The 23,097-nt window shown below is 68.0% G+C and carries 23 protein-coding genes and 1 tRNA gene; 14 read left to right on the top strand and 10 right to left on the bottom strand.

The annotated features are described in order from the left end of the window. Positions 1-22: 22 nt before the first annotated feature. Both AC1DY7_RS27815 and AC1DY7_RS27810 read left to right on the top strand, forming a co-directional pair. Positions 23-1,237, top strand: coding sequence for a L,D-transpeptidase (locus tag AC1DY7_RS27815; protein ID WP_477496983.1), 1,215 nt, complete (start codon positions 23-25; stop codon positions 1,235-1,237). Between the two features lie 86 nt (positions 1,238-1,323). Beyond that, on the top strand, positions 1,324-1,683 hold the full coding sequence (locus AC1DY7_RS27810; protein ID WP_477496982.1) for a nuclear transport factor 2 family protein: 360 nt from the start codon (positions 1,324-1,326) through the stop codon (positions 1,681-1,683). Here the strand turns inward: AC1DY7_RS27810 and AC1DY7_RS27805 are convergent. Continuing rightward, on the bottom strand, positions 1,676-2,146 hold the full coding sequence (locus AC1DY7_RS27805) for an SRPBCC family protein (RefSeq protein ID WP_477496981.1): 471 nt from the start codon (positions 2,144-2,146) through the stop codon (positions 1,676-1,678). The two genes, AC1DY7_RS27810 and AC1DY7_RS27805, sit on opposite strands and share 8 nt — an antisense overlap. Further along, positions 2,146-2,832, bottom strand: coding sequence for a DUF899 domain-containing protein (locus AC1DY7_RS27800; RefSeq protein WP_477496980.1), 687 nt, complete (start codon positions 2,830-2,832; stop codon positions 2,146-2,148). Before AC1DY7_RS27800 ends, AC1DY7_RS27805 begins: the two co-directional genes overlap by 1 nt. A 93-nt stretch (positions 2,833-2,925) precedes the next feature. On the opposite strand from AC1DY7_RS27800, the gene AC1DY7_RS27795 reads away from it, so the two are divergent. Beyond that, positions 2,926-3,684, top strand: coding sequence for an SDR family oxidoreductase (locus AC1DY7_RS27795; protein WP_477496979.1), 759 nt, complete (start codon positions 2,926-2,928; stop codon positions 3,682-3,684). Here AC1DY7_RS27795 and AC1DY7_RS27790 read toward each other — a convergent pair. From AC1DY7_RS27790 to orn, 3 genes are all read right to left on the bottom strand, one after another. Next, the gene (locus AC1DY7_RS27790; RefSeq protein ID WP_477496978.1) at positions 3,681-4,532 is read right to left on the bottom strand and encodes a Coq4 family protein; all 852 of its coding nucleotides are present in this window, start codon (positions 4,530-4,532) and stop codon (positions 3,681-3,683) included. The two genes, AC1DY7_RS27795 and AC1DY7_RS27790, sit on opposite strands and share 4 nt — an antisense overlap. A gap of 331 nt (positions 4,533-4,863) precedes the next feature. Then, a tRNA-His gene (locus AC1DY7_RS27785) sits at positions 4,864-4,936 on the bottom strand. A gap of 64 nt (positions 4,937-5,000) precedes the next feature. Continuing rightward, entirely contained in the window at positions 5,001-5,612 is a 612-nt protein-coding gene (orn, locus tag AC1DY7_RS27780) for an oligoribonuclease (RefSeq protein WP_477496977.1), read from the bottom strand. Between the two features lie 79 nt (positions 5,613-5,691). On the opposite strand from orn, the gene AC1DY7_RS27775 reads away from it, so the two are divergent. After that, entirely contained in the window at positions 5,692-7,272 is a 1,581-nt protein-coding gene (locus AC1DY7_RS27775; protein WP_477496976.1) for a helicase HerA-like domain-containing protein, read from the top strand. 73 nt (positions 7,273-7,345) lie between these two features. On the opposite strand, the gene cmrA is transcribed toward AC1DY7_RS27775, so the two are convergent. Next, the gene (cmrA, locus tag AC1DY7_RS27770) at positions 7,346-8,152 is read right to left on the bottom strand and encodes a mycolate reductase (RefSeq protein WP_477496975.1); all 807 of its coding nucleotides are present in this window, start codon (positions 8,150-8,152) and stop codon (positions 7,346-7,348) included. A gap of 34 nt (positions 8,153-8,186) precedes the next feature. On the opposite strand from cmrA, the gene AC1DY7_RS27765 reads away from it, so the two are divergent. Then, on the top strand, positions 8,187-9,509 hold the full coding sequence (locus AC1DY7_RS27765; protein ID WP_477496974.1) for an MFS transporter: 1,323 nt from the start codon (positions 8,187-8,189) through the stop codon (positions 9,507-9,509). Here the strand turns inward: AC1DY7_RS27765 and AC1DY7_RS27760 are convergent. Both AC1DY7_RS27760 and AC1DY7_RS27755 read right to left on the bottom strand, forming a co-directional pair. Continuing rightward, positions 9,477-10,274, bottom strand: coding sequence for an MmpS family transport accessory protein (locus tag AC1DY7_RS27760; RefSeq protein WP_477496973.1), 798 nt, complete (start codon positions 10,272-10,274; stop codon positions 9,477-9,479). The genes AC1DY7_RS27765 and AC1DY7_RS27760 overlap by 33 nt on opposite strands. Before the next feature lie 78 nt (positions 10,275-10,352). Continuing rightward, positions 10,353-10,943 (bottom strand): SACE_7040 family transcriptional regulator, encoded by a 591-nt coding sequence (locus AC1DY7_RS27755; RefSeq protein WP_477496972.1) that lies wholly within the window; start codon positions 10,941-10,943, stop codon positions 10,353-10,355. Between the two features lie 85 nt (positions 10,944-11,028). Between AC1DY7_RS27755 and AC1DY7_RS27750 the strand changes: the two genes are divergently transcribed. From AC1DY7_RS27750 to AC1DY7_RS27715, 8 genes are all read left to right on the top strand, one after another. Continuing rightward, the gene (locus AC1DY7_RS27750; RefSeq protein WP_477496971.1) at positions 11,029-12,579 is read left to right on the top strand and encodes a carboxyl transferase domain-containing protein; all 1,551 of its coding nucleotides are present in this window, start codon (positions 11,029-11,031) and stop codon (positions 12,577-12,579) included. A gap of 5 nt (positions 12,580-12,584) precedes the next feature. After that, entirely contained in the window at positions 12,585-14,606 is a 2,022-nt protein-coding gene (locus tag AC1DY7_RS27745) for an ATP-binding protein (protein ID WP_477496970.1), read from the top strand. After that, complete coding sequence (locus AC1DY7_RS27740; protein WP_477496969.1) at positions 14,603-15,766, top strand: acyl-CoA dehydrogenase family protein; 1,164 nt, start codon at positions 14,603-14,605, stop codon at positions 15,764-15,766. Before AC1DY7_RS27745 ends, AC1DY7_RS27740 begins: the two co-directional genes overlap by 4 nt. Further along, positions 15,763-16,248, top strand: a complete 486-nt coding sequence (locus AC1DY7_RS27735; RefSeq protein WP_477496968.1) for a MaoC family dehydratase — start codon at positions 15,763-15,765, stop codon at positions 16,246-16,248. Before AC1DY7_RS27740 ends, AC1DY7_RS27735 begins: the two co-directional genes overlap by 4 nt. Next, positions 16,248-17,048 (top strand): HpcH/HpaI aldolase/citrate lyase family protein, encoded by an 801-nt coding sequence (locus AC1DY7_RS27730; protein WP_477496967.1) that lies wholly within the window; start codon positions 16,248-16,250, stop codon positions 17,046-17,048. Before AC1DY7_RS27735 ends, AC1DY7_RS27730 begins: the two co-directional genes overlap by 1 nt. A 239-nt stretch (positions 17,049-17,287) precedes the next feature. Beyond that, on the top strand, positions 17,288-18,355 hold the full coding sequence (locus AC1DY7_RS27725; protein ID WP_477496966.1) for a thiamine pyrophosphate-dependent enzyme: 1,068 nt from the start codon (positions 17,288-17,290) through the stop codon (positions 18,353-18,355). A gap of 1 nt (position 18,356) precedes the next feature. Further along, positions 18,357-19,394 carry an alpha-ketoacid dehydrogenase subunit beta gene (locus AC1DY7_RS27720; RefSeq protein WP_477496965.1) on the top strand — a complete coding sequence of 346 codons (1,038 nt, stop codon included), beginning with the start codon at positions 18,357-18,359 and terminating at the stop codon, positions 19,392-19,394. Further along, positions 19,391-20,575 (top strand): dihydrolipoamide acetyltransferase family protein, encoded by a 1,185-nt coding sequence (locus AC1DY7_RS27715; RefSeq protein ID WP_477496964.1) that lies wholly within the window; start codon positions 19,391-19,393, stop codon positions 20,573-20,575. Before AC1DY7_RS27720 ends, AC1DY7_RS27715 begins: the two co-directional genes overlap by 4 nt. On the opposite strand, the gene AC1DY7_RS27710 is transcribed toward AC1DY7_RS27715, so the two are convergent. Both AC1DY7_RS27710 and AC1DY7_RS27705 read right to left on the bottom strand, forming a co-directional pair. Next, the gene (locus tag AC1DY7_RS27710; RefSeq protein WP_477496963.1) at positions 20,528-21,205 is read right to left on the bottom strand and encodes a rhomboid-like protein; all 678 of its coding nucleotides are present in this window, start codon (positions 21,203-21,205) and stop codon (positions 20,528-20,530) included. The two genes, AC1DY7_RS27715 and AC1DY7_RS27710, sit on opposite strands and share 48 nt — an antisense overlap. A 10-nt stretch (positions 21,206-21,215) precedes the next feature. Beyond that, positions 21,216-21,968, bottom strand: coding sequence for an enoyl-CoA hydratase (locus AC1DY7_RS27705; protein WP_477496962.1), 753 nt, complete (start codon positions 21,966-21,968; stop codon positions 21,216-21,218). A 191-nt stretch (positions 21,969-22,159) separates the two neighbouring features. Here AC1DY7_RS27705 and AC1DY7_RS27700 point away from each other — a divergent pair. Next, a partial coding sequence (locus tag AC1DY7_RS27700; protein ID WP_477496961.1) for a hypothetical protein occupies positions 22,160-23,097 on the top strand: 938 nt, incomplete at its 3' end.

Raw genomic sequence — 23,097 nt, 5'->3', positions numbered from 1 at the left:
GCTGATGAGGTGGAGCAAGACAATGGTGCAGGTCACAATGCGGGCGGCCGCGCGCCGGGTGAAGGTGCTGGGCGTCGTTGTCGCGCTGGCTTCTGCGTTCGTGTTGGCCGGCTGCGCCACCAACCAAGCACCGCCCGCGCCGCAGACCATCGCCGACAAGGGCACGCCGTTCGGTGATCTGCTGGTGCCGAAACTGAACGCCTCGGTCACCGATGGTGCGGTCGGCGTCACCGTCGATGCCCCGGTGACGGTCAGTGCCGAAGACGGCGTGCTCGGCGCGGTCAGCATGGTCGATTCGGCGGGCACCGCCGTCGCCGGCAAGCTGAGTCCCGACGGCCTCACCTGGGCGACGACGGACCCGCTGGACTACAACACCAGCTACACGCTGACCGCGCGTTCGCTCGGGCTCGGCGGCGAAGCGAGCCGGCAGATGACGTTCGAGACGCACTCGCCGAAGAACCTGACCATGCCCTATCTGCTGCCGAATGACGGCGAGGTCGTCGGAATCGGGCAGCCGATCGCCGTCCGATTCGACGAGAACATCTCCAACCGTCTCGCGGCGCAGAAGGCCATCAAGGTCACCACCAAACCTCACGTCGACGGTGCCTTCTACTGGCTGAACAATCGCGAAGTGCGTTGGCGCCCAGCGGCGTATTGGAAGCCGGGAACCGACGTCAAGGTCGAGGTGAACACCTACGGGGTGGACCTGGGCAACGGGCTGTTCGGGCAGGAGAACGTCGCCACGCATTTCACCATCGGTGATCAGGTGGTCGCCACCGCCGACGACGCCAGCAAGACACTGACCGTCCGGCGCAACGGTGAGGTGGTCAAGACCATGCCGATCTCGATGGGCAAGAACAGCACACCCACCAACAACGGCACCTACATCATCGGTGACCGGTTCTCACACCTGATCATGGATTCGTCGACGTACGGCGTTCCGGTCAACTCGCCCAACGGGTATCGCACCGAGGTGGACTACGCCACCCAGATGTCCTACAGCGGCATCTACGTGCACGCCGCCCCGTGGTCGGTCGGCAGCCAGGGCTACAGCAATGTCAGCCACGGCTGCCTCAACGCGAGCACCAGCAATGCCCAGTGGTTCTACGAGAACACCAGCCGCGGCGACATCGTCGAGGTGGTCGGCACCGTCGGGTCACCCTTGCCCGGGACCGACGGCCTCGGTGACTGGAACATCCCGTGGGATCAGTGGAAGGCCGGCAACGCCAACGATTGAGCGGTTACCCCTCGGGTAATCGACAACGCGCGGACGGTCGGTGAATCTGGTTCGGTACCAGTTCAATTCCGCGAAAGAGGAACACCATGACCGACATCGTCACCGCATATCTGAACACCTGGAACGCCACCGACGGGACCGCCCGCCGAACCCTGCTGGATCAGCATTGGGCGCCCGGTGCGAGCTATGTCGATCCGCTGGCCGACGTGACCGGCCACGACGAGATCTCCGCCGCGATCGATGCCGTACACACCCAGTTCCCGGGATTCGAATTCACCTTGGTCAGTGGGTCTGACACGCATCACCGGCACACCCGATTCCAGTGGGGTCTCGGTCCGCGCGGCGCCGATCCGCTGGTGGTGGGTTTCGACGTGCTGTCCACCGACGACGAGGGCCGGATCGAGTCCGTGCTCGGCTTCCTGGACAAGGTGCCTGTCGCTACGTAACCGAACGCTCCAGTGTGGCAAGCGATTCGTCGATGAACTCGGGTCCGAAGACGGGCATGCCGCCGACCTGGTCGCGGAACTCCTGTGAGGTTCCGGTCCAGTCGTAGGTGAGCGTGACGTCGGTGCCCTCGCCGTTGGGGGACAGGTCGTAGCGCCACCACCAACCGCCGGGTGCCAGCTGCCCTGACTCGTCGAGTTGGCCGGGTTGCCAGCCGATGGTGCGGTCCTGCTCGAACGCGTCGACCAGGTTGTGCATGACGTAGGGCCCGCCGGCGTTCTCGAAGTACATGTTGATCGCGAAGATCTGGCCGGTGCCGGTGATGGGCTGCGGATCGATGGCGTCACGCACCCAATCGCCGGGCTCGGTGTCCTTGTGCCGGGCGGGGTCGCTCAGCAAGGCGAAGACAGTGCTCGGCGATGCGGGGATGGTCCGGGTGACGACGTAGTTCTGGTCGGTGGTCATTACGAGTCCTCTCCATAGGTGCGGGCGATGTCCGGGCTGTCCAGCCAGCCCGAGTAGGTGGGGCGCGACGGCCAGCCGGCCGGCGAATCGAGCCATTCCTCCTGGCGGCCGTAGGGCAGCAGGTCGATCAGCCCGAAGCTGCTGTTCAGTTGCTCGGTACCGCGGCCGTTGGTGTGCCAGGTCCGGTAGACGGTGTCGCCGTCACGCAGGAACACGTTCACCGCGAAACCTTCCCCGGGCGCCGCGTCGACGTCGGTCCCGAACGTGGATTCCGAGGAGGAGTACCAGGTCATCTTGTTGCCCACCTTCTTGCGGTAGGCCAGGGCCTCCTCGATGGGGCCGTTGGTGACGACGACGAACCGGGCGTCATAGCTGTCCAGAAAGTCGAGCCGGGTGAACTGCGAGGTGAACCCGGTGCAGCCGCCGCACTGCCACTCGGCCCCGTCGGTCCACATGTGGTGATAGGTGATCAGCTGGGTACGGCCGTCGAACACCTCGGCCAGGCAGACGGGGCCGTCCTCGCCGATGAGTACGTACTTCGGCAGTTCGACCATCGGCAGGCGCCGGCGTGCGGCCGCGATGGCGTCGAGTTCGCGGGTGGCTGCCTTCTCCCGGGCACGAAGCTCGTCCAGAGCGACGCGCCAGGTCTGGGGGTCGGCCAACGGCGGTTTGGCTGTTGTGGTCATGCGATGTTGACCCACGTCACACCCGAAACTCATCGCACAGGTACTGTCCCGGAACTATAAGGGTGTCCTAACCGATGATGAACGAGGGTGAGAATGACTGATCAGCGCACCGACGCCGCCGGACTGCGACTTCTGGTGGTCGGGGCATCGTCGGGCATCGGCCATGCCGTGGCGACCAGCGCCGCGGGCCGTGGCGCCAAGGTCGCGGTGGCCGCCCGCCGGCTGGATCTGCTCAGCAGCCTGGCCGCCGAGGTCGGCGGATCGGCGTTCGAGCTCGACATCGAGGACACCGCGGCCATCGCCTCGGTCGTCGGTGCCGCGGTGGCGGCCCTCGGCGGCCTCGACGCGGTGGTGTTCACCAGCACCGTCGCGCCGCTGGCGCACATCGAGGACACCGACGTGGCCACCTGGGTCCACGCCTTCAGCGTCAACGCGCTGGGCGCGAACAACCTGCTGCGCGCCGTGCAGCCGCACCTGTCCGAGGACGGGGTGGTGCTGATCGCCTCCAGCCATGACGTCGGGCGTCCGCGCGCCGGGGTGGCCGCCTACAACGCCAGCAAGGCCGCACTCGACGAGATCCTGCACTCCTGGCGCAACGAGCATCCGGACCTGTCGCTGCTCCGCGTCGGCATCTGCCCGACCGAGGGCACCGAGATCCTGCGCGGCGCGGACCGCGACCTGCTGTCGCAGCTGTTCGAGTCGTGGGTGGAGCACGGCCAGCTGCCCGCCCGGATGGCCGCCCTGGGTGATGTCGCCAACACACTGCTGTCCCTGGTGCTCACCGCCCACGAGAACCCCAGTGTGGTACCGGAATTCGTGCAGCTCTCGCCGCGGATCAAGAAATCGGTCTAGCGACCCGTGCGCTGACGCGGTCGGTCGCCCGCGCGTTCGCCCGCCAATATTTCGTCGTAGTCCCAATGCGTAGGCTGTTTGAAGCCGAAGAACCACGAGGTGGTGCGCCAGACGCCCTTGGGGTGTGCCACTTCCGTGGGCGCGATACCGAGTAGCTCCCTAACCTGGTCCATGGGCTTATCCAGCAGCTCCTCCCAGGGAGCCGCCGCAAGTAGATCAGCACGCTGACCCCGTTCGACGGCCTGCAAGTAGGCCCGCACCTTGTGTCGCACGGGTGCACCGGGCGACATGACGGCCAACAACAGGCCGATCCACTTCATCGGTCCGGCGGGTTCGATTTGTCCGCACTGGAACCCGATGTTGAGGACCTCCCCGGCGATGTCGGTCGGGTAGCCGCACATGACGTGAATGAAATCGTGAAGGGTGGTGGAACGTCGCGTCAGCCAATAGTAGTCGTCGGACCAGTTGCCCCGCTGGGCAATCGGACGAAAGATCGTGGCTTCGTCGTACACGCCGGGATGCAGGTCGTTGGCATTCATGTAGGTGCGGTAGGCGTGGCCCACCGAACCGACGGGCAACGACGTGAGGTAGTCGTCGTCGCACAGAATGGGCAGCAGATCCGGTTGGTCCCGGAAAAGCTTGCGGCCGTTGGGATGTGACCGAACCCGATAGAACTGCCGGGCGGCCTCCGGTGCCGACATCGCCACGAAGGCCTCGTAAACCCGCCCGTAGCCGGTGCTGGTATTGGCAACCCGGCGCCAGYAGTCGAAAAAGGTGCGCCAGTTGCGTCGTTCGGGGATGATCCCTGTGGGATTGCGGTACGGAGGCAGTTCGGTTGTCGCAGACATCTTGTTGCATACCTTCTGACTCTGGTCAGGACAACGGTCCGACGACGATGTGCGGTTCGGTGAGTGACTCCCACGCGGAGCATGACTGCGAGTTGAACGACAAGCCGAAAGGTGCCTCCACGCGCCCCTCCACGCATCAGAGTCGGCTCTTCGTCGAGCATTGCGACTCGGACCCCACGCTGAGCGAACGCCCAGCGATGCTCAGTAAATCATCCGCATTCCGCCATCGCAGTCGCTTGCGTCAATCAGCAAGGGGGCGGCCCCCGCACGGTCCCAGAAACAAACACCGCCCCACCCGCTTGTTAGCGGGTGGGGCGGTGTTTCTACCTCGGGTGGCTGACGGGACTCGAACCCGCGACATCCAGGATCACAACCTGGTGCTCTACCAACTGAACTACAGCCACCATTGCCGCGTGAGCGGCGTCCTAGATACTAACTGCTCCGGTGCGCCGGAGCCGAATCGGTTTCCTACGTGTCGGTCTTCGGGGGGCCAAGCTCGGCGGCGACGGCGGCGATTTCGCTGGTCGACGGCCCGGGAGCGGGGACGAACGCGGTGCCGCGGTAGTACTTGAGCTCGCGGATGGACTCATGGATGTCGGCCAGCGCGCGGTGCGCCAGACCCTTCTCCGGCTGCCCGAAGTAGATGCGCGGGAACCAGCGCCGGCACAGTTCCTTGATGGAGCTGACGTCGATCATCCGGTAGTGCAGGTACTCGTCGAGGGCGGGCATGTCGCGCGCGATGAAGCCGCGGTCGGTGCCGATCGAGTTACCGCACAGCGGGGCGGTTTTGGCTTGCTTGACGTGGTCTCGGATGTAGTCGAGCACCATCTTCTCCGCGGTCGGGATGTCGACGGTGGAGGCCAGGACCTCCTTGTCGAGCCCCGAGCTGGAGTGCATCTTGGCCACCACGTCGACCATGCCCGACAGGGCATCCTCGTCGGCGTGGATGACCACGTCGATCCCGTCGCCGAGGATGTTCAGGTCGGCATCGGTGACCAGTGCCGCAATCTCGATGAGCTTGTCGGACTTGAGGTCCAGCCCCGTCATCTCACAGTCGATCCAGACCAGTTCTTCACGCACAGCGATCCACAGTATGCGCATACTCCTGCGGCAGCTGCCCGCACCCACCGTTTGGGCCGCGGTTCAGTAGTGTCTGCCCATGACCTCAGAATCCACCGCAACCCCCGCACAGCAGATCGCCGCAGGTTACGCCGTCGAGGGACAAGCTCTGGAGCTGGGGACGGTGGTGGTCGACGGCGTCGTCGATCCCACCGCGTTGGTGCGTATCCCACTGGCCACGGTCAACCGGCACGGTCTGATCGCCGGCGCGACGGGCACCGGCAAGACGAAGTCGTTGCAGGTGATGGCCGAGCAGCTGTCCGCGGCCGGGGTGCCGGTGCTGATGGCCGACGTGAAGGGCGACCTCTCGGGCCTGTCGCGCCCGGGGGAGACGGGCGACAAGACCACCCAGCGCGCCACCGACACCGGTGACAGCTGGACGCCGACGGCGTTCCCGGTGGAGTTCCTGTCGCTGGGCACCGACGGCATCGGTGTGCCGGTGCGCGCGACCATCACCAGTTTCGGTCCGATCCTGCTGTCGAAGGTGCTGGGGCTCAACGCAACCCAGGAATCTACCCTGGGCCTCATCTTCCACTGGGCCGACCAGAAGGGCCTGTCGCTGCTGGATCTGAAGGATCTGCGCGCCGTCATCCAGTACCTGACCGGTGACGAGGGCAAGCCCGAACTCAAGGCGCTGGGCGCGGTGTCGCCGACCACCGCCGGGGTGATCCTGCGGGCCCTGGTGAATCTGGAGGCCGAGGGCGCCGACACGTTCTTCGGCGAGCCGGAACTGGAACCCAAGGATCTGATCCGGCTGGACGCGCAGGGCCGCGGCGTCATCTCGCTGCTGGAACTGGGCGCGCAGGCCGCCCGCCCGGTGATGTTCTCCACCTTCCTGATGTGGGTGCTGGCCGACCTGTTCACGACGCTGCCCGAGGTCGGCGACATCGACAAGCCCAAGCTGGTGTTCTTCTTCGACGAAGCCCACCTGCTGTTCACCGACGCATCCAAGGCATTCCTGGAGCAGGTCGAGCAGACGGTGAAGTTGATCCGCTCCAAGGGCGTCGGCGTGTTCTTCTGCACCCAGCTGCCCACCGACGTGCCCAACAACGTGCTCTCGCAGTTGGGCGCCCGGGTGCAGCATGCGCTGCGCGCGTTCACCCCGGATGACCAGAAGGCGCTCACCAAGACGGTGCGGACCTACCCGAAGACCACTGTCTACGACCTGGAGGAGGCGCTGACCTCGCTGGGCATCGGCGAGGCCATCGTCACCGTGCTCTCCGAGCGCGGGGCGCCGACGCCGGTCGCATGGACCCGGATGCGGGCGCCGCGGTCGCTGATGGACACCATCGGCCCCGACGCCATCAAGGCCGCCGCGTTGGCCAGCCCCTTGCAGGCGACCTACGGCCAGACCATCGACCGCGAGTCGGCCTACGAGAAGCTCAACGCCCGGTTGGCGCCTCCGCCGGAAGCGCCCGCGGATCAGCTGCCGCCGCCGGTCTCCACCGGTGGCGGGGCGGACATCGAGGGCACCTCGACCGCGCGCAACGCCGCCGAGCCGGGCTTCTTCGACAAGATGGTGACCAGCCCGGCGTTCAAGAGTGCGATGCGCTCGGCGGGCACCGTCATCGGCCGGGAGATCACCCGCAGCATCTTCGGTACGGGCCGCCGCAAGCGGTAGTCGCCGAGCGGCCAGTTGCCGCACACGTTTCGCGCTGAAACGTGCACTAAGTGGCCACTCGCCGGGTGAGCAGCTAGTCGCCGCCGAGTTTCTTGTACACAGCCCCGACGATGGGCGTGACGATCGCGCGCGGTCCGTACCCGGTGGCCGCCGACATCGCCTTCGATGTCAGGCCGGGGACGATGCGCATCTTGTTGCTCTCCAGACCGTCCAGGGACAGCTTGGCGGTGTACTCGGTGTTGATCCAGAGGAAGTCGGGGATCAACCGTTCGACGAGCGACTGCTCGGACACGTCGGGCAGGTCGGTGCGCACCGGGCCGGGAGCCAGCAGCGTGACGTGCACCCCGGTGCCCTTCAACTCCCCGCGCAGCGACTCGCTGAAGGTGTTCGCGAACGCCTTGGTGGCCGCGTAGGTGGCGTTGTTGGGGATGGGCGAGTTCCCGGCCACCGAACCGGAGATCAGGATGCCGCCGGCCTTGCGCTCCAGCATGCCGGGCAACACGGCCAGGCAGAGATCGTGCACCGCAATGGCATTCAGCTGAACCTGGGCCTTCTCGCCGGCGGGGTCCAGCTTGGCGACCGGGCCGAAGGTGGCGGTGCCCGCGTTGGCGCACAGCACCGAGATGTTGCGGCCGGCGAGCTCCTCACACAGCACATCGCGGGCGGCCGGGTCGGCGAGGTCGACGGCGCGCACCTCGACGGTGACGCCGTGTTTCTGGGTGAGCCGCTCGGCGAGCTCGGCGAGCACCTCGCCGCGGCGGGCGGTGATGATCAGGTGATGGCCGCGGGCGGCCAGTTCGTCGGCCAGGGCTTCACCGATGCCCTGAGAGGCGCCGGTGACGACCGCGCGGGCGTCGGGATGTGGTGCAGGTACTGGCATGGGAGAAATCGTAGGGACTTATAGGGTGGCGATCATGAGCAGCCCCGTGTCGGAGCCGCGCGGGGCGCGGCGTTCACAAGTGCTGTCGTGGGTTCTGTACGACTGCGGCGCCACCGGCGTCAACGCGATCGTCGTGACGTTCGTGTTCTCCGTCTACCTGACCAGCGCCGTCGGCAAGGACCTGCCGGGGGACACCACCCCGGCGAGCTGGCTGGGCCGGGCGCTGACCATCGCGGGCATCATCGTCGCGGTCCTCGCGCCGGTGACGGGCATCTGGGTCGACGCGGCGCATCGCAGGCGGCGCGCGCTCGTGGTGCTGACGGCGGTGGTGGTGCTGCTGGTGGCCTCGATGAGTCTGATCCGCGCCGACTACCACTATCTGTGGGCCGGGCTCGCGCTGCTGGCACTGACCGCGGCGTGCAATGACCTGGCCACCGTGCCGTACAACGCGATGCTGGGGCAGCTGACCACACCGAAGAACTCCGGGCGGATCTCCGGGACGGGGCTGGCGGTCGGCTACGGCGGCAGCGTCGGGCTGCTGTTGATCATCTACGTCGGATTCATCGCCGGGGACGGCGGACTGCTCGGCCTGCCCCACGATGACGGTCAGAACGTGCGGGCGGCCATGCTGCTGACGGCGTTGTGGTTCGCGGTGTTCGCGGCGCCGTTGTTGCTCAGGGCGCCGTCACCGCCCGCTGACGACGCGCACCGGCCGGTCGGGATCGTGGCGGCCTACCGCACGCTGTGGGCGGAGGTGACGGGCGAATGGCGCCGCGACCGCAACGTCGTCTACTACCTGATCGCCAGCGCGGTGTTCCGCGACGGCCTGACGGGGGTGTTCACCTTCGGGGCCGTGCTCGGGGTCAACGTCTACGGCATCTCGCCGGCGACGGTGTTGTTGTTCGGCGTGTGCGCCTGCCTGGTGGCCGCGGCGGGCGCGATTGCCGGGGGCTGGCTGGACGACCGGATCGGTGCCAAGCCGGTGATCGTCGGGGCGCTGAGCCTGATGATCGTCGTCGCGCTCACCTTGATCACGCTCTCGGGTCCGTTGGCGTTCTGGGTGTGCGGGCTGCTGCTGTGCCTGTTCGTCGGGCCGACGCTGTCGGCGGCGCGCACGCAGATGCTGCGTCTCACCCACGAGGGCAAGGAGGGTGTGGCGTTCGGCCTCTTCACGATGACCGGCCGGGCGGCGACCTTCCTGGCGCCGGCATTGTTCGCGTTGTTCATCGACATCTTCGACAGCGACCGCGCGGGCATGGGCGGGATCTGTGTGGTGCTGGTGCTCGGCCTGGTGCTGATGCTCGGGGTGAAAACCCCCAGCCGGTCAGCCGATCGGGCTGCAGATCGTCAGGCCTGACCCACTGCGCTGCTGCACCTGCGCGCCGTCGATGGTGATGGAGCAGTTGACCTCACGGCCGACGTTGATGATGCTGACGCTCGCCGAGCCCTTGGCCGGCTTGGCCAGGTCCACCTGCTTGCTCCACGGCAGGAGCACATTGAACTCGGTCTGCAACACACCGCCGGTGTCGACGTAGGTGATGTTGATGGCCCGGCCCGTGCCGCCGACGTTGTAGACGACGGGCTCGGTGACGCCCGGCTCGGCACCCGTGGTGGTCGGGGTGGCGGGGCTGGTGGCCGACGGCGCGGGCACCTGCGTGGGCGTCGAGGTGACGGTGGTCGGGCGGCGCGTCGTCGTCGGGCCGGCCGTGGACGTCGGCTCGGAGAGTGACGGGACCGGTGCCACCACGGTGTCTTGCTGTGAGCTGTTGACGATCACCAAGGCGATCACCAGTCCGAGTACCACGATGATGGCGATGGCCGCGACCACCCAGAGCCAGCGTGGGGTCCGCGGGCCTTCCGGCGGGGTGGGTGCACCGGGCGGAGGCGGCGGGCCGCCGTAGTACTGATTGGTCGCGTAGGCGGGGTCATACGCCGGGTACGCGGGGATCGGCTCGGTGGGTCGTGGGCCGTGGGGGGACTGTCCATAGGGCGCCTGGCCGGCGTAAGCGGGATCGGGGTAGCCGGGATATCCCGGGTAGCCCGAATAAGCGTCGCCAGAGCGGTCGTCGTTGCGGCCGGTCAGTCTCTGGGTCGGCTCATCGCCGCGTGGTGAATTGGTCATGCCCACCTCATGGCTGCAGGGTACCCGCGCCGTCTGGCCTTGCACCGCGCTGCGGGACCGCCGGGTTGCTCACGCGGGCTATCGGGAGGAGCCCAGCGCGGCAACCGTCATGGCCCGCAATACCGCTCGTGAGCTGTGGGTGCGGGTCGGTGTCTTGACGCTGTGCGGGGTGGAGTTCAGCAGCCCGAACACGGCCTGTGACATGAGTCGGGCGTCGGATTCGTCCAGGGTGTCGTCGAGGCGGCGCAACACATCGACCCAGATCTCGATGTACTGCCGCTGTGCCTTCCGCACCTGGCGTTTGGCTGGGGCGGGCAGGTGCGCGAGGTCGCGGTCCTGGATGCGGATCAGGTCGGATTCACCGAGGGCGAAGTCGAGGTGGAAGTCGATCAATCCGTCGAGTGCCGGTTCGGGTTGCGGGTTGGCGTCGACGACGTCGGTGGCGCCGGTCAGCAGCCGGGTGCTGATCCCGACCAGGAGCTCTACCAGCAGGGCCTCCTTGTTCGGGAAGTGCCGGTAGATGGCGGGACCGCTCACGCCGGCCGCCGCGCCGATGTCCTCGAGACGCACCGCGAGGTAGCCGTTTTCGGCGATCAGCCGTTCGGCGGCGCCGATCAGCTGATCGCGGCGGTCGGACTTGGCTCTGCTGCGCGCGGTTTCGGTCGTCACGGCCGTCCGCCCTCCCTCCGGCTGTTTACATTCGGGTTAATCGTGATTAACATACTACGAGTTAGTCGTCATTAACTCAACTGAAATGGGTTCAGCGATGTCACATCGCGACGCACACCTCGCGCTGGTGGGGGAGTTGCGCACCAAATTGGCCGAGGCGGCACTGGGCGGTTCCGAGAAGGCCCGCGACCGGCACGTCAGCCGCGGCAAGTTATTGCCCCGCGACCGGGTCGACGGTCTGCTGGACACCGGGAGCCCGTTCCTGGACATCGCGCCGCTGGCCGCCGACGGCATGTACGACGGCGACTGCCCCGGCGCCGGCATGATCGCAGGCATCGGGCGGGTGTCCGGCCGCGAATGCATGATCGTGGCCAACGACGCCACCGTGAAGGGCGGCACCTACTACCCGATCACGGTCAAGAAACACCTTCGCGCACAGGAGATCGCCGCGCAGAACCGGCTGCCGTGCGTCTACCTGGTGGACTCCGGCGGTGCGTTCCTGCCGCGTCAGGACGAGGTGTTCCCCGACCGTGAACACTTCGGCCGGATCTTCTTCAACCAGGCCACCATGAGCGCGCAGGGCATTCCGCAAATCGCCGCAGTGCTCGGCTCCTGCACCGCAGGCGGCGCGTACGTACCCGCGATGAGCGACGAAGCCGTCATCGTGCGCAACCAGGGCACCATCTTCCTGGGTGGCCCGCCACTGGTGAAGGCCGCGACCGGCGAGATCGTCACGGCCGAGGAACTCGGCGGCGGCGACCTGCATTCCAAGACCTCCGGTGTCACCGACCATCTGGCCCACGATGACCGCGACGCACTGCGCATCGTGCGGCGCATCGTCTCGACGTTCGGGCCGCGACAGGACCCGCCGTGGGAGGTGCGGCCGACGGTCGCGCCGGTCGCCGACCAGTCCGAGCTCTACGACGTGGTGCCCGTGGACTCCCGCGTCCCCTACGACGTGCACGAGGTGATCACCCGCATCGTCGATGGTGGCGAATTCGCCGAGTTCAAGGCCGAATACGGCACGACGCTGGTCACCGGCTTCGCCCGCATCCACGGCCACCCCGTCGGGATCATCGCCAACAACGGCGTGCTGTTCGGCGAATCCGCCGTCAAGGGTGCGCATTTCATCGAACTCTGCGACAAGCGCAACACCCCGCTGCTGTTCCTGCAGAACATCGCCGGCTTCATGGTGGGCCGCGACTACGAGGCCGGTGGCATTGCCAAGCACGGTGCCAAGATGGTCACCGCCGTGGCGTGTGCGCGGGTCCCGAAGCTGACCGTCGTGATCGGCGGCTCCTACGGTGCGGGCAACTATTCGATGTGCGGGCGGGCGTATTCGCCGCGCTTCCTGTGGATGTGGCCCAACGCGCGGATCTCGGTGATGGGCGGCGAGCAGGCCGCGTCGGTGCTGGCCACCGTGCGCGGCGACATGACACCGGAGCAGGAAGAGGCGTTCAAGGCGCCGATCCGCGCCCAGTACGAAGATCAGGGCAATCCGTACTACTCCACCGCGCGGCTCTGGGATGACGGGGTCATCGACCCTGCCGACACCAGAACCGTTGTCGGTCTTGCCCTCTCAGTTGTCGCACAGGCTCCGCTGGAGCCGGTGTCCTACGGCGTCTTCAGGATGTGAGCGGGATGACCACCTTCGATACCGTGCTGGTCGCCAACCGAGGTGAGATCGCGGTGCGCGTCATCCGGTCACTGCGCGCCATGGGCATCCGCTCCGTCGCGGTCTACAGCGACGCCGACGCCGGCGCCCGCCATGTGGCCGAAGCCGATGTCGCCGTGCGCATCGGCCCGGCCGCCGCCCGCAAGAGTTACCTCGACATCAGCGCCATCATCGGCGCCGCCACCCGCACCGGTGCGCAGGCCGTGCACCCCGGGTACGGATTCCTCGCCGAGAACGCCGAATTCGCCAAGGCGCTGCACGCGGCCGGCATCGTGTTCATCGGGCCGCCGGTCGGCGCGATCGGCACCATGGGCGACAAGATCGCCGCCAAAGCCGCGGTGTCGGCGTTCGGTGTTCCGGTGGTGCCCGGTATCTCGCGACCGGGTCTCACCGATGACGACCTGATCGCCGGCGCTCCGGATATCGGCTTCCCGGTGCTGGTCAAGCCGTCCGCCGGTGGCGGCGGCAAGGGGATGCGCGTCGTGCACTCGGCCGACGAACTCCCGGCCGCCCTCGTCAGCGCCCGTCGCGAGGCAGCCTCGGCCTTCGGTGACGACACCCTGTTCCTGGAGCGATTCGTGTTGCGGCCCCGCCACATCGAAGTCCAGGTGCTCGCCGACGGACACGGCAACGTCATCCATCTCGGTGAACGCGAATGCAGCCTGCAGCGCCGCCATCAGAAGGTCATCGAGGAGGCACCGTCGCCGCTGCTGGACGCGGCGACCCGCGCCCGTATCGGTGAGGCCGCCTGTAACACCGCCCGCAGCGTCGACTACACCGGCGCAGGGACGGTCGAGTTCATCGTCTCCGCCGAGAAGCCCGACGAGTTCTTCTTCATGGAGATGAACACCCGCCTGCAGGTCGAGCACCCGGTCACCGAACTGGTCACCGGCGTGGATCTCGTTGAGCAGCAGGTCCGTATCGCCGCGGGGGAGAAGCTGCCGCTGGCCCAGGCCGACGTCACGATGACCGGGCACGCCATCGAGGCGCGGGTGTACTCCGAGGACCCGGCCAACGGCTTCCTGCCGACGGGTGGCACGGTGCTTGACGTCGTCGAGCCCTCCGGCGGGCAGGAGCGAGGCGACCGGGGGATTGGTTCGCACGCGAGGGTCGATTCCGGCATCTACGCGGGCACCGTCGTCGGCAGCGACTACGACCCGATGCTCGCCAAGGTCATCGCCCACGCCGACGACCGGGCCGGCGCGCTGCGCGGGCTGGACCAGGCACTGGCTCAGACTGCGGTGCTCGGTGTCACCACCAACATCGACTTCCTGCGGTTTCTGCTGGCGGATCCAGATGTGGTTGCCGGACAACTTGATACAGGTCTGTTGGACCGCAGGTTGCCGGATTACGGGCTTGCCCCAGCCGGCGACGAGGATCTGATCGCCGCGGCCGCCTACCGATGGCTGCGCCAGTGGGCCGCCGCCGATGACAACCTCTGGTCGCTGCCCTCGGGTTGGCGAACCGGCGGGCAGGCGCCGAGTGTGTTCCGGCTCAGTGCGGGCGACCGCGTCGACCACGTGCGGATCACCGGAACGCCTGAGGCGGGCACCGCCGTCGTCGAGGACGGCGGAAGCTACTCGTTGACCGCCGCGCTGGCCGGGCGTGACCTGACCGTCACCGTGGACGGGTTGCGCACCGAATACGTGGTGGCCGCCGACGGTGCATACATCTGGCTGGCCGGTCCCGCGGGCACCGTGGTGGTGCACGAGGTCCGCGAAGCGCCGGTGCGCGCCGAGGACGAACACTCCGGCGACGCCGAATTGCTCAGTCCCATGCCAGGTTCGGTGGTCGCAGTCGGCGTCACCGACGGCGCCACCGTGGATACCGGGGCCGTCGTCGTCACGGTCGAAGCCATGAAGATGGAGCACGCGTTGTCGTCACCGGTCGACGGGGTGGTCGAACTTCTCGTCGCCGTCGGCGACCAGGTCAAGGTGGGCCAGCCGCTGGCCCGAATCATCGCCGCTACCAAGGAGGCCCAGGAATGACTGATTTCCTGTCAACCGAGACACTGCCCGACGACTACGCCCAACTGGCCAAGACGGTCCGCGACTTCGCGCAGACCGTCGTCGCCCCTGTGGCCGCCAAACACGATACGGAGCACTCATTCCCGTATGAAGTGGTGGCCGGAATGGCGGACATGGGCCTGTTCGGCCTGCCGTTCCCGGAGGAGTACGGCGGCATGGGTGGCGACTACTTCGCGCTGTGCCTGGCGCTGGAGGAACTCGGCAAGGTCGACCAGAGCGTGGCGATCACCCTGGAGGCCGGGGTGTCCCTGGGCGCCATGCCCGTCTACCAGTTCGGCAACGAGGCGCAGAAGCAGGAGTGGCTGCCGCTGCTGGCCAGCGGAAAGGCGTTGGGCGCGTTCGGTCTGACCGAGGCCGGCGGTGGCAGCGACGCCGGGGCCACCAAGACCACCGCCAAACTCGACGGTGACACCTGGGTGATCAACGGCTCCAAGCAGTTCATCACCAACTCCGGCACCGACATCACCAAACTGGTGACCGTCACCGCTGTCACCGGCGAGCAGCCCGACGGGCACAAGGAGATCTCGGCCTTCCTGGTGCCGGTGCCCACCGCGGGATTCACCGCCGAACCCGCCTACAACAAGGTCGGCTGGAACGCCTCGGACACCCATCCGCTGAGTTTCGACGACGTCCGCGTGCCCGCCGAGAACATGCTCGGTGACCGCGGCCGCGGCTACGCCAACTTCCTGCGCATCCTCGACGAGGGCCGGATCGCCATCGCCGCACTATCGGTGGGCGTCGCACAGGGCTGCGTCGACGAGTGCGTGAAGTATGCCAAGGAGCGGGAAGCGTTCGGCCACAAGATCGGTGCGTATCAGGCAGTCGCGTTCAAGATCGCCCGGATGGAGGCCCGCGCCCACACGGCCCGCACCGCCTACTACGACGCCGCGGCGCTGATGCTGTCCGGCAAGCCGTTCAAGAAGGCCGCCTCGGTGGCCAAACTGGTCTCCAGTGAGGCCGCGATGGACAACGCCCGCGACGCCACCCAGATTTTCGGCGGCTACGGTTTCATGAACGAATATCCGGTGGCCCGGCATTACCGGGACGCCAAGATCCTCGAAATCGGCGAAGGGACAACGGAAGTGCAGCTGATGCTGATCGCGCGGGGGTTGGGCCTGTGACCGAGAAACGTGTTGTGGAGCAGCGCGGCCTGTGGTTCGAGGAGTTCGAGACCGGGGTGCTGTACCTGCACCGCCCTGGGCGCACCATCACCGAAGCCGACAACGTGCTGTTCACCACGCTGACGATGAATACCCAGGCGCTGCACCTGGATGCGGCGTTCGCCGATGCGCTGCCCCCGTTCAACCAGCGGCTGGTGAACTCGATGTTCACGCTGTCCACCCTGGTCGGCCTGTCGGTCGCCCAGCTGACCCAGGGCACCATCGTCGGCAACCTCGGCTTCTCCGAGATCGCCTTCCCCAAGCCGTTGTTCCACGGTGACACGTTGTACGCGGAATCCGAGATCCTCGAGAAGCGGGAGTCCAAGAGCCGTCCCGGCGAAGGTATCGTCACGTTCGCTCACACCGGGCGCAACCAGCACGGCGATGTCGTGGCCACGGCCTCGCGCAAGACCATGGTGCGCAAGAAGCCTCAGGAGGCCTAGTGCTCGACAATGCCGGACCCGCATGGATCTTCTGCCCGGCCGATCGTCCCGAGCGATTCGGCAAGGCAGCGGCCTCGGCCGACATCGTCATCCTGGATCTGGAGGACGGTGCCGGTGACAAGCCGGCGGCCCGCGAGGCCGTCGTCAACACGCCGTTGGACCCGGCTCGGACCGTGATCCGGATCAACCCGCACGGCACCGAGGATCAGCGGCTGGATCTGGAGGCCTTGGCGCGCACCGGCTACACCACCGTGATGCTGCCCAAGTGCGAGGCCGTCGAACAGGTGACGGCGCTGGCTCCGCGGGATGTGGTGCTGATCGTCGAGACCCCGCTCGGTGCGCTGAAGGTGGCCGAGACCTCCGCAGCGGCCAACACCGTCGGCGTGATGTGGGGTGCGGAGGATCTGTTCGGTTCGCTGGGCGGAACCCTCAACCGGTTCCCCGACGGCTCGTACCGTGAGGTGGCCAAACATGTCCGGTCGCAGTCGCTGCTCGCGGCCAAGGCCTACGGCAAGCTGGCGCTGGATTCGGTGTACATCGACATCAAGGATCTCGACGGCCTGCGCCGGGAGACCGACGACGCGGTGGCCGTCGGCTTCGATATCAAGGTGGCGCTGCACCCGACTCAGGTGACGGTGATCCGGGACGGCTACTCGCCGTCGGCCGAGCAGGTCGACTGGGCGCGCCAGGTGCTGGCCGCCGCCGCCGACCAACGGGGCGCCTTCGCGTTCGACGGCATGATGGTCGACGCGCCCGTCATCCGACGCGCCGAGAGAATCGTCGCGCTGTCGCCGCGCTGACACCCCGGATCTGACGCCTCCGACACGCCGCCGAACGCGGACCGGCGGTCACAGCAGCAACGCTGTGCCCGAGCGCATACTGGTGACAGCCCCAGTAGTGCGACGGGCGGCACGGATCGTCGGTTGGCTCCACACCCAGGCAACCAGCCGGCACCCAACACCAGGGGGCGCGCCAACCGCACATTACTGAGCACCTCGCTTAATGACGGCCTAACATGCAGTCACCTGGAGGAGGCGGTATGGCGGAGGCATGTGAGCCCGTGCGGCTGTTGGCTGCAGACGGGTCTCCCACTGCAGAGACCCGGTACCGCCGTGACCTGCCCGCGGAGACGCTGAGCTGGCTCTATGAGCTGTTGGTCCTCACCCGTGAGCTCGACATCGAGTTCGTGAATCTGCAACGCCAGGGCGAGTTGGCCCTGTACGCGTCCTGCCGTGGTCAGGAGGCCGCGCAGGTGGGTGCGGCGGCGTGCCTGCGCAAAACCGACTGGCTGTTCCCGCAGTACCGCGAGCTCGGCGCCTTCCTGGCGCGGGGCATCGCACCCGCTCAAGTGGGAGCGGTCTGGCGCGGATCATGGCACGGCGGGCTGTCCTTCACCGAGAAGTGCTGCGCCCCCATCTCGATCCAGATGGCCTCGCACGCCCTGCACGGGGTCGGTGCCGCCATGGCGGCACAGCGCCTCGACGAGGATTCGGTGACCGTCGTGTTCATGGGGGACGGCGCCACCTCCGAAGGTGACGCCCACGAGGCGCTGAACCTCGCCGCGGTGTACCGGGTGCCCACCATCTTCTTCATCCAGAACAACCAGTTCGCCATCTCCACCCCGGTCGGCGGTCAATACGCCGCGACATCGCTGGCGGACCGCGCCGCCGGCTACGGCATGCCCGCGGTGCGGGTGGACGGCAACGACGTGCTGGCGTGCTTCGCCGTGATGTCGGAGGCCGCGCAGCGGGGGCGCGACGGCGGTGGCCCGACCTTCATCGAGGCGATCACCTACCGGATGGCGCCGCACACCACCTCCGATGACCCCACCCGGTACCGGGCCGACGAGGACGTCGAGCAGTGGGCGGCGCGGGATCCGATAGCCCGGTACGGCACGTACCTGCGTTCGGTCGGTGTGCTGACGGACCGGTTGTCCGAACGGGTGGCCGCCAAGGCGGTGCGCATGCGTACGGAGTTGCGGGACAAGCTGATCAACACCCCGGACGCCGACATCGCAGAGGTTTTCGACGTGGTCTATCACGACATCACGCCCGAGTTGGCCCGCCAGCGCGACGAGTTGCTCGTCGAGATGGGGAAGGAGTCCTGATATGACGCAGATCATCGAGCGGCCCCCGATGCAGGGTGACGACGCCCCCGAGCCTCCTTCTGCCGTGCTGACTTTGACCGTGGCGCAGGCGATCAATGCGGGGCTGCGCGACGCCATGGCCGCCGATGAGCGGGTGCTCGTCTTCGGCGAGGATGTCGCCCGTCTGGGCGGGGTGTTCCGGGTGACCGACGGATTGGCCGAAAGCTTCGGTCAGCAAAGGTGTTTCGACACGCCGCTGGCAGAATCGGCGATCATCGGCATCTCGATCGGGATGGCAATACGCGGATTCGTACCGGTGCCGGAGATCCAGTTCGACGGGTTTTCCGCACCCGCGTTCGACCAGATGGTGAGCCAACTGGCGAAGTACCGGACGCGTACGCACGGAGACGTGAGCATGGGTGTCACGGTGCGCATCCCGTCATTCGGCGGAATCGGTGCGGTGGAACATCATTCGGAGTCCACCGAGAGTTACTGGCTGCACACGGCCGGCCTCAAGGTGGTGGTGCCGTCCACCCCGGAGGACGCGTACTGGCTTCTGCGCCAGTCGATCACATGTCCGGACCCGGTCATCTACCTGGAACCCAAGCGGCGGTACTGGACCCGCGGCACGGTGGACACCATGCAGGCGCCGCTGCCCTTCGGTCGGGCGGCCATCCGTCGGCCCGGCGAGGACATCACGGTGGTCACCTACGGCGGCCTGGTCGACATCGCCTGCAACGCCGCCGAGATGGCCACCGAACTGGGCTGGAGTGTCGAGGTGGTCGACTTGCGCACGCTGAATCCCCTCGATTTCGACACCGTCGCCGAATCGGTGCGCCGGACCGGTCGGTGTGTGGTGATGCACGAAGGGCCGCGCACCCTGGGTTTCGGCGCCGAGTTGGCCGCCCGGCTTTCCGAGGAACTCTTCTACGACCTGGAGGCGCCGGTGTTGCGGGCCACGGGATTCGACACCCCCTACCCGCCCGCCCGGTTGGAGAAGTTGTGGCTACCGGGTGTGGACCGGCTGTTGGACTGCGTCGAGAAAGCGATGGGGCAGTGACACATCCGCAGATTTTCGAGTTCCGGGTCCCTGACCTCGGTGAGGGCCTGGAGGACGCCACGATCACCGGGTGGTCGGTGACGGTGGGCGATGTGGTCGAACTGAATCAGGCGCTGTGCATGCTCGAGACCAACAAGGCCGAGGTCGAGATTCCCAGTCCCTATGCGGGCCGGGTCACCGAACTCGGTGGCGATGTCGGCGACACCCTCGACGTCGGTGCGGTGCTGGTGCGGATCACCGGAGAGTCAGTCGAGGGCGAGGTCGGCGCGTCAGTTGACGACGAGCCGAGCGCCGGGGGAGTGTCCGGTCCGGTCCTGGTGGGCTACGGCGCCGACGACCGCCTCGACGGATCCCGGCGCGCCCGGGCCAAGCCGTCCACCCGCAAGATGGCCCGCGAATCGGGTATCGACCTGGCCTCTGTCACGCCGACTGGCCGCAACGGCGTCGTCACCCGCCATGACGTGCTGGCCGTGGCCCCTACCATGTCGGCCCCCACCCTGTCGGCCCCCGACATGGTGGCGCCAACCGGGGTGCAGGTCGAGATGGCCAAGCGGATGACGTTGTCGCGCAGCAAGATCCCCGATGCGCACGCGTCCGTCCTGGTCGACTGTTCAGCGTTGCGACAGCTCTCGGATCGGTTCGAGGTCACCCCGTTCGTCCTGACGCTGCGGCTACTGACACTGGTGCTGCAACGGCATCCGCTGCTGAACTCGACGTGGGTGGACACCGCCGATGGCCCGCGGATCCATCAGCATTCCTCGGTGCATCTCGGCATCGGGGTGTCCACGGCCCGTGGCCTGCTGGTACCGGTTGTCGTCGACGCGCAGCAGCGCACCACCCGGTCGCTCGCGGCGGAGGTGACGCGGTTGATCGAGCGCGCCCGCGGGGGTGGTCTGCGTCCGGCCGAACTGTCGGGTTCGACGTTCACGGTGTCGAACTTCGGGGCGCTGGGCCTGGATGAGGGTGTGCCGGTGATCAACTACCCGGAGGCCGCGATCCTGGGGATGGGATCGCTGAAGCCGCGGCCGATCGTCGTCGACGGTGCGGTGGTGGCCCGCCCGACGATGTCGCTGACATGTGGCTTCGACCATCGCATCGCCGACGGCGCGCAGGTGGCCAAGTTCCTGTGCGAACTAAGGGATCTGATCGAGACGCCGGAGCTTGCCCTGCTGGATGCGTAGTGCGCGCATACCCGGAGCGGGGTAGGGGAGCCGATCACGCTCGGGTGCCAGGGGGACGGCGCCGAGGCCGACAATCAGCGCGGTGAGATGGCCTATCTCGGTGAACGTCGGGCGGACGGCGGCGTTGACGGTCAACGCCGCGACGGCCACCGCCTGCGCGGGTGTGCGGAACTCACGCGGCACGTAGCCCGACAGCGTTCCTGCGACGCCGAAGAAGAAGTAGCTGACACCGACGTCGCGGACGTTCACCAAGCGCCGCGGCGCCGTACCGGATCGGATCGCTCGCCGAAGTTGACTCTGGCCGAGATAGGTGGCGATGACGTAGGCGGCCAGTCCGACGAGAAGCCAACGCCACCAACCTAATCGCCGCTCTGCGGGCGCGAGCACGCCGACGAACAGCGGCACGTACGGCCACCACCGCCGATCATCGAGCCAGAACAGACTGGCCGGGAGCACCCGGTGCGGCTCCCGCCGCAGCCGCGTCAGATTGGTGGAGTACGTGCGCTGCAGGCGCAGCGCTGCCCGCTTGCCTGCCGAACGCTGCACCCGGGTCGTGACGAACAGCACGGCCAGCCACCCGAATGTCAGGGGTGCGCTCGCGATGGCGCGGACGAGCCGGTCGGTGTGCACGGCGGCAGGGTCAGCGGTTCTTCGCTGCGGCCAGCCGGTTCTGAAACTCGGGCGACTCGATGGACCGCGCCTGCGGCGTGATCTCGATGTCGACGGCCAGGGCGTGCTGTTCGTTGTCCAGGAAGCCGGGGTTGGCCGTGGCACGCATGGACTTCTTGGTGTCCAGCACCACGTCTCGCGGCGAACCGGCCGGTCCGGCGGCGAGCGCGCGGGCTGCGGCCACCGGATCGTCGGCCACCTCGAGCGCCAGGCCGTAGCGCACGGCGTCGTGGGCATCGAAGCGCTTGCCGAACAGCAGTGCGGCGCGGGCAACTTGCGGACCGACACCGCGCTGCAGCATCCAGGTGGCGCCGCCGCCGGGATGGATACCCAACTTCTGGAAGCGCGGATCGAACATTGCCGCCGGCCCGGCGATGCGCACGTCGGCCGCGAGCGCGAGGTTCAGTCCGGCGCCGACCGCAGCCCCGTTGACGGCGGCGATCGTGGGCAGAGTGCAGTTGGCGACGGCCAGGAAGCCGTCGTAGATCACCCGCAGACCGTCCTCGGCCGCCTCGCCGAGCGCCGTCAGGTCCGCACCCGCGCAGAAGGCCTTCCCGGCTCCGGTCACGATCACCGCGTGCACGTCGGGATCGGCCTCGGCGGCCTCGATGGCCGCGCGCAGGGCGCGGGAGATGTCGGCGGTCACCGCGTTGCGACGGTCGGGGTCGTTGACGGTGATGGTGGCGACACGGTCGGCGATGTCGACAAGCACGTGATCGGACATGCGCTCAGGTTACGACCGTGCCCGGCGGGTGTTTCCGCTGGCCGGTGGGGAGGCGTTTCGCAGGACTGTCACAGCGTCGGCTCGCCTTCGTATCGGATCGGTAACCGTCGATTCTGTCGAACACGGAAATTACACAGGTGGGACTTACCTTCAATCCTGACTCCGGCGTCAAATACGGACTTGGGGAGAACATGCGTAGTAAGTCGAATCGGCTGACCGTCAGCATCGTGGCGACGGTCGCGTTGTGCACGCCCGGACTCGCGCTCAGCGCGACCGCGGAAGCACAGCCGATGGTGAAGTCGAGTCCGGGCGTGCCGTGTGTCGGCATGGTCCAGCAGGCCGCTGCCACCCCGCCCAGCGGCGGTCAGGCGATGACCGGGCTGGCCGCGCCGTTCACCGGCGCCGGTACCCCACCTGTCGTGATCCCGCCTGCGGGTGCGGCCAACGGTGTGGCCGGCGCCGTGCCGATTGCCGGTGCGGGCGGCGGCGGTGCTCCTGTCGCGGGTGCGGTGGGCGGCGGCGCGCCGGTGGCCGGTGCTGCCGGTGGCGGTGCCCCGCTGGCTGGTGCGGCCGGTGGGGGTGTCCCCGCCGGCGGTGCCGGTGGCGCGGGCGCTCCGGTCGGTCTCGCCGGCGGTGTGCCTGCGGCCGGCGGTGCTCCCGTCGCTGCCGCGGCGCCGCTGGCCGAAGGTCTGCCGGTCCCGGCCGGGGCCCCGATTGTTCCTGCCGCCGGCGTTCCCGGCGGCGCTCCGCTGGCCGCGCCGATCGCCGACGCGGGCGGGGTGCCCGCCGGTGCGGTGGCACCCGCCGCGGGGGCTGCCCCGTTCGGCGGCGCCGAAGGCGCGGGCGCCGGAGCGGCCGGCGGACTGAACGGTGAAGTGCTCCAGGCCGCCGCGCCGATTGCGGACGCGGCCGGTGTGGCCGGTGCGCCGATTGCCGATGCCGCCGGTGTGGCCGGTGCGCCGATTGCGGAAGCCGCGGCCGTGGCGCCGGCGGCCGGTGCGGCGGGCGCGCCCGTCGCCGAGGCAATGGTTCCCGCGGTCGCGGGTGGCGAGGCGGTGGCTCCGGCCGCGGCGGTCATCGGTGGGGAAGGCGCCGGCGCGGGAGCGGGCGGCGGCGGCGCGGCTGCGCC

It is taken from the genome of Mycobacterium sp. P2_H7 (assembly GCF_056403275.1).
This window is presented reverse-complemented; position numbering and strand designations above follow the sequence as displayed.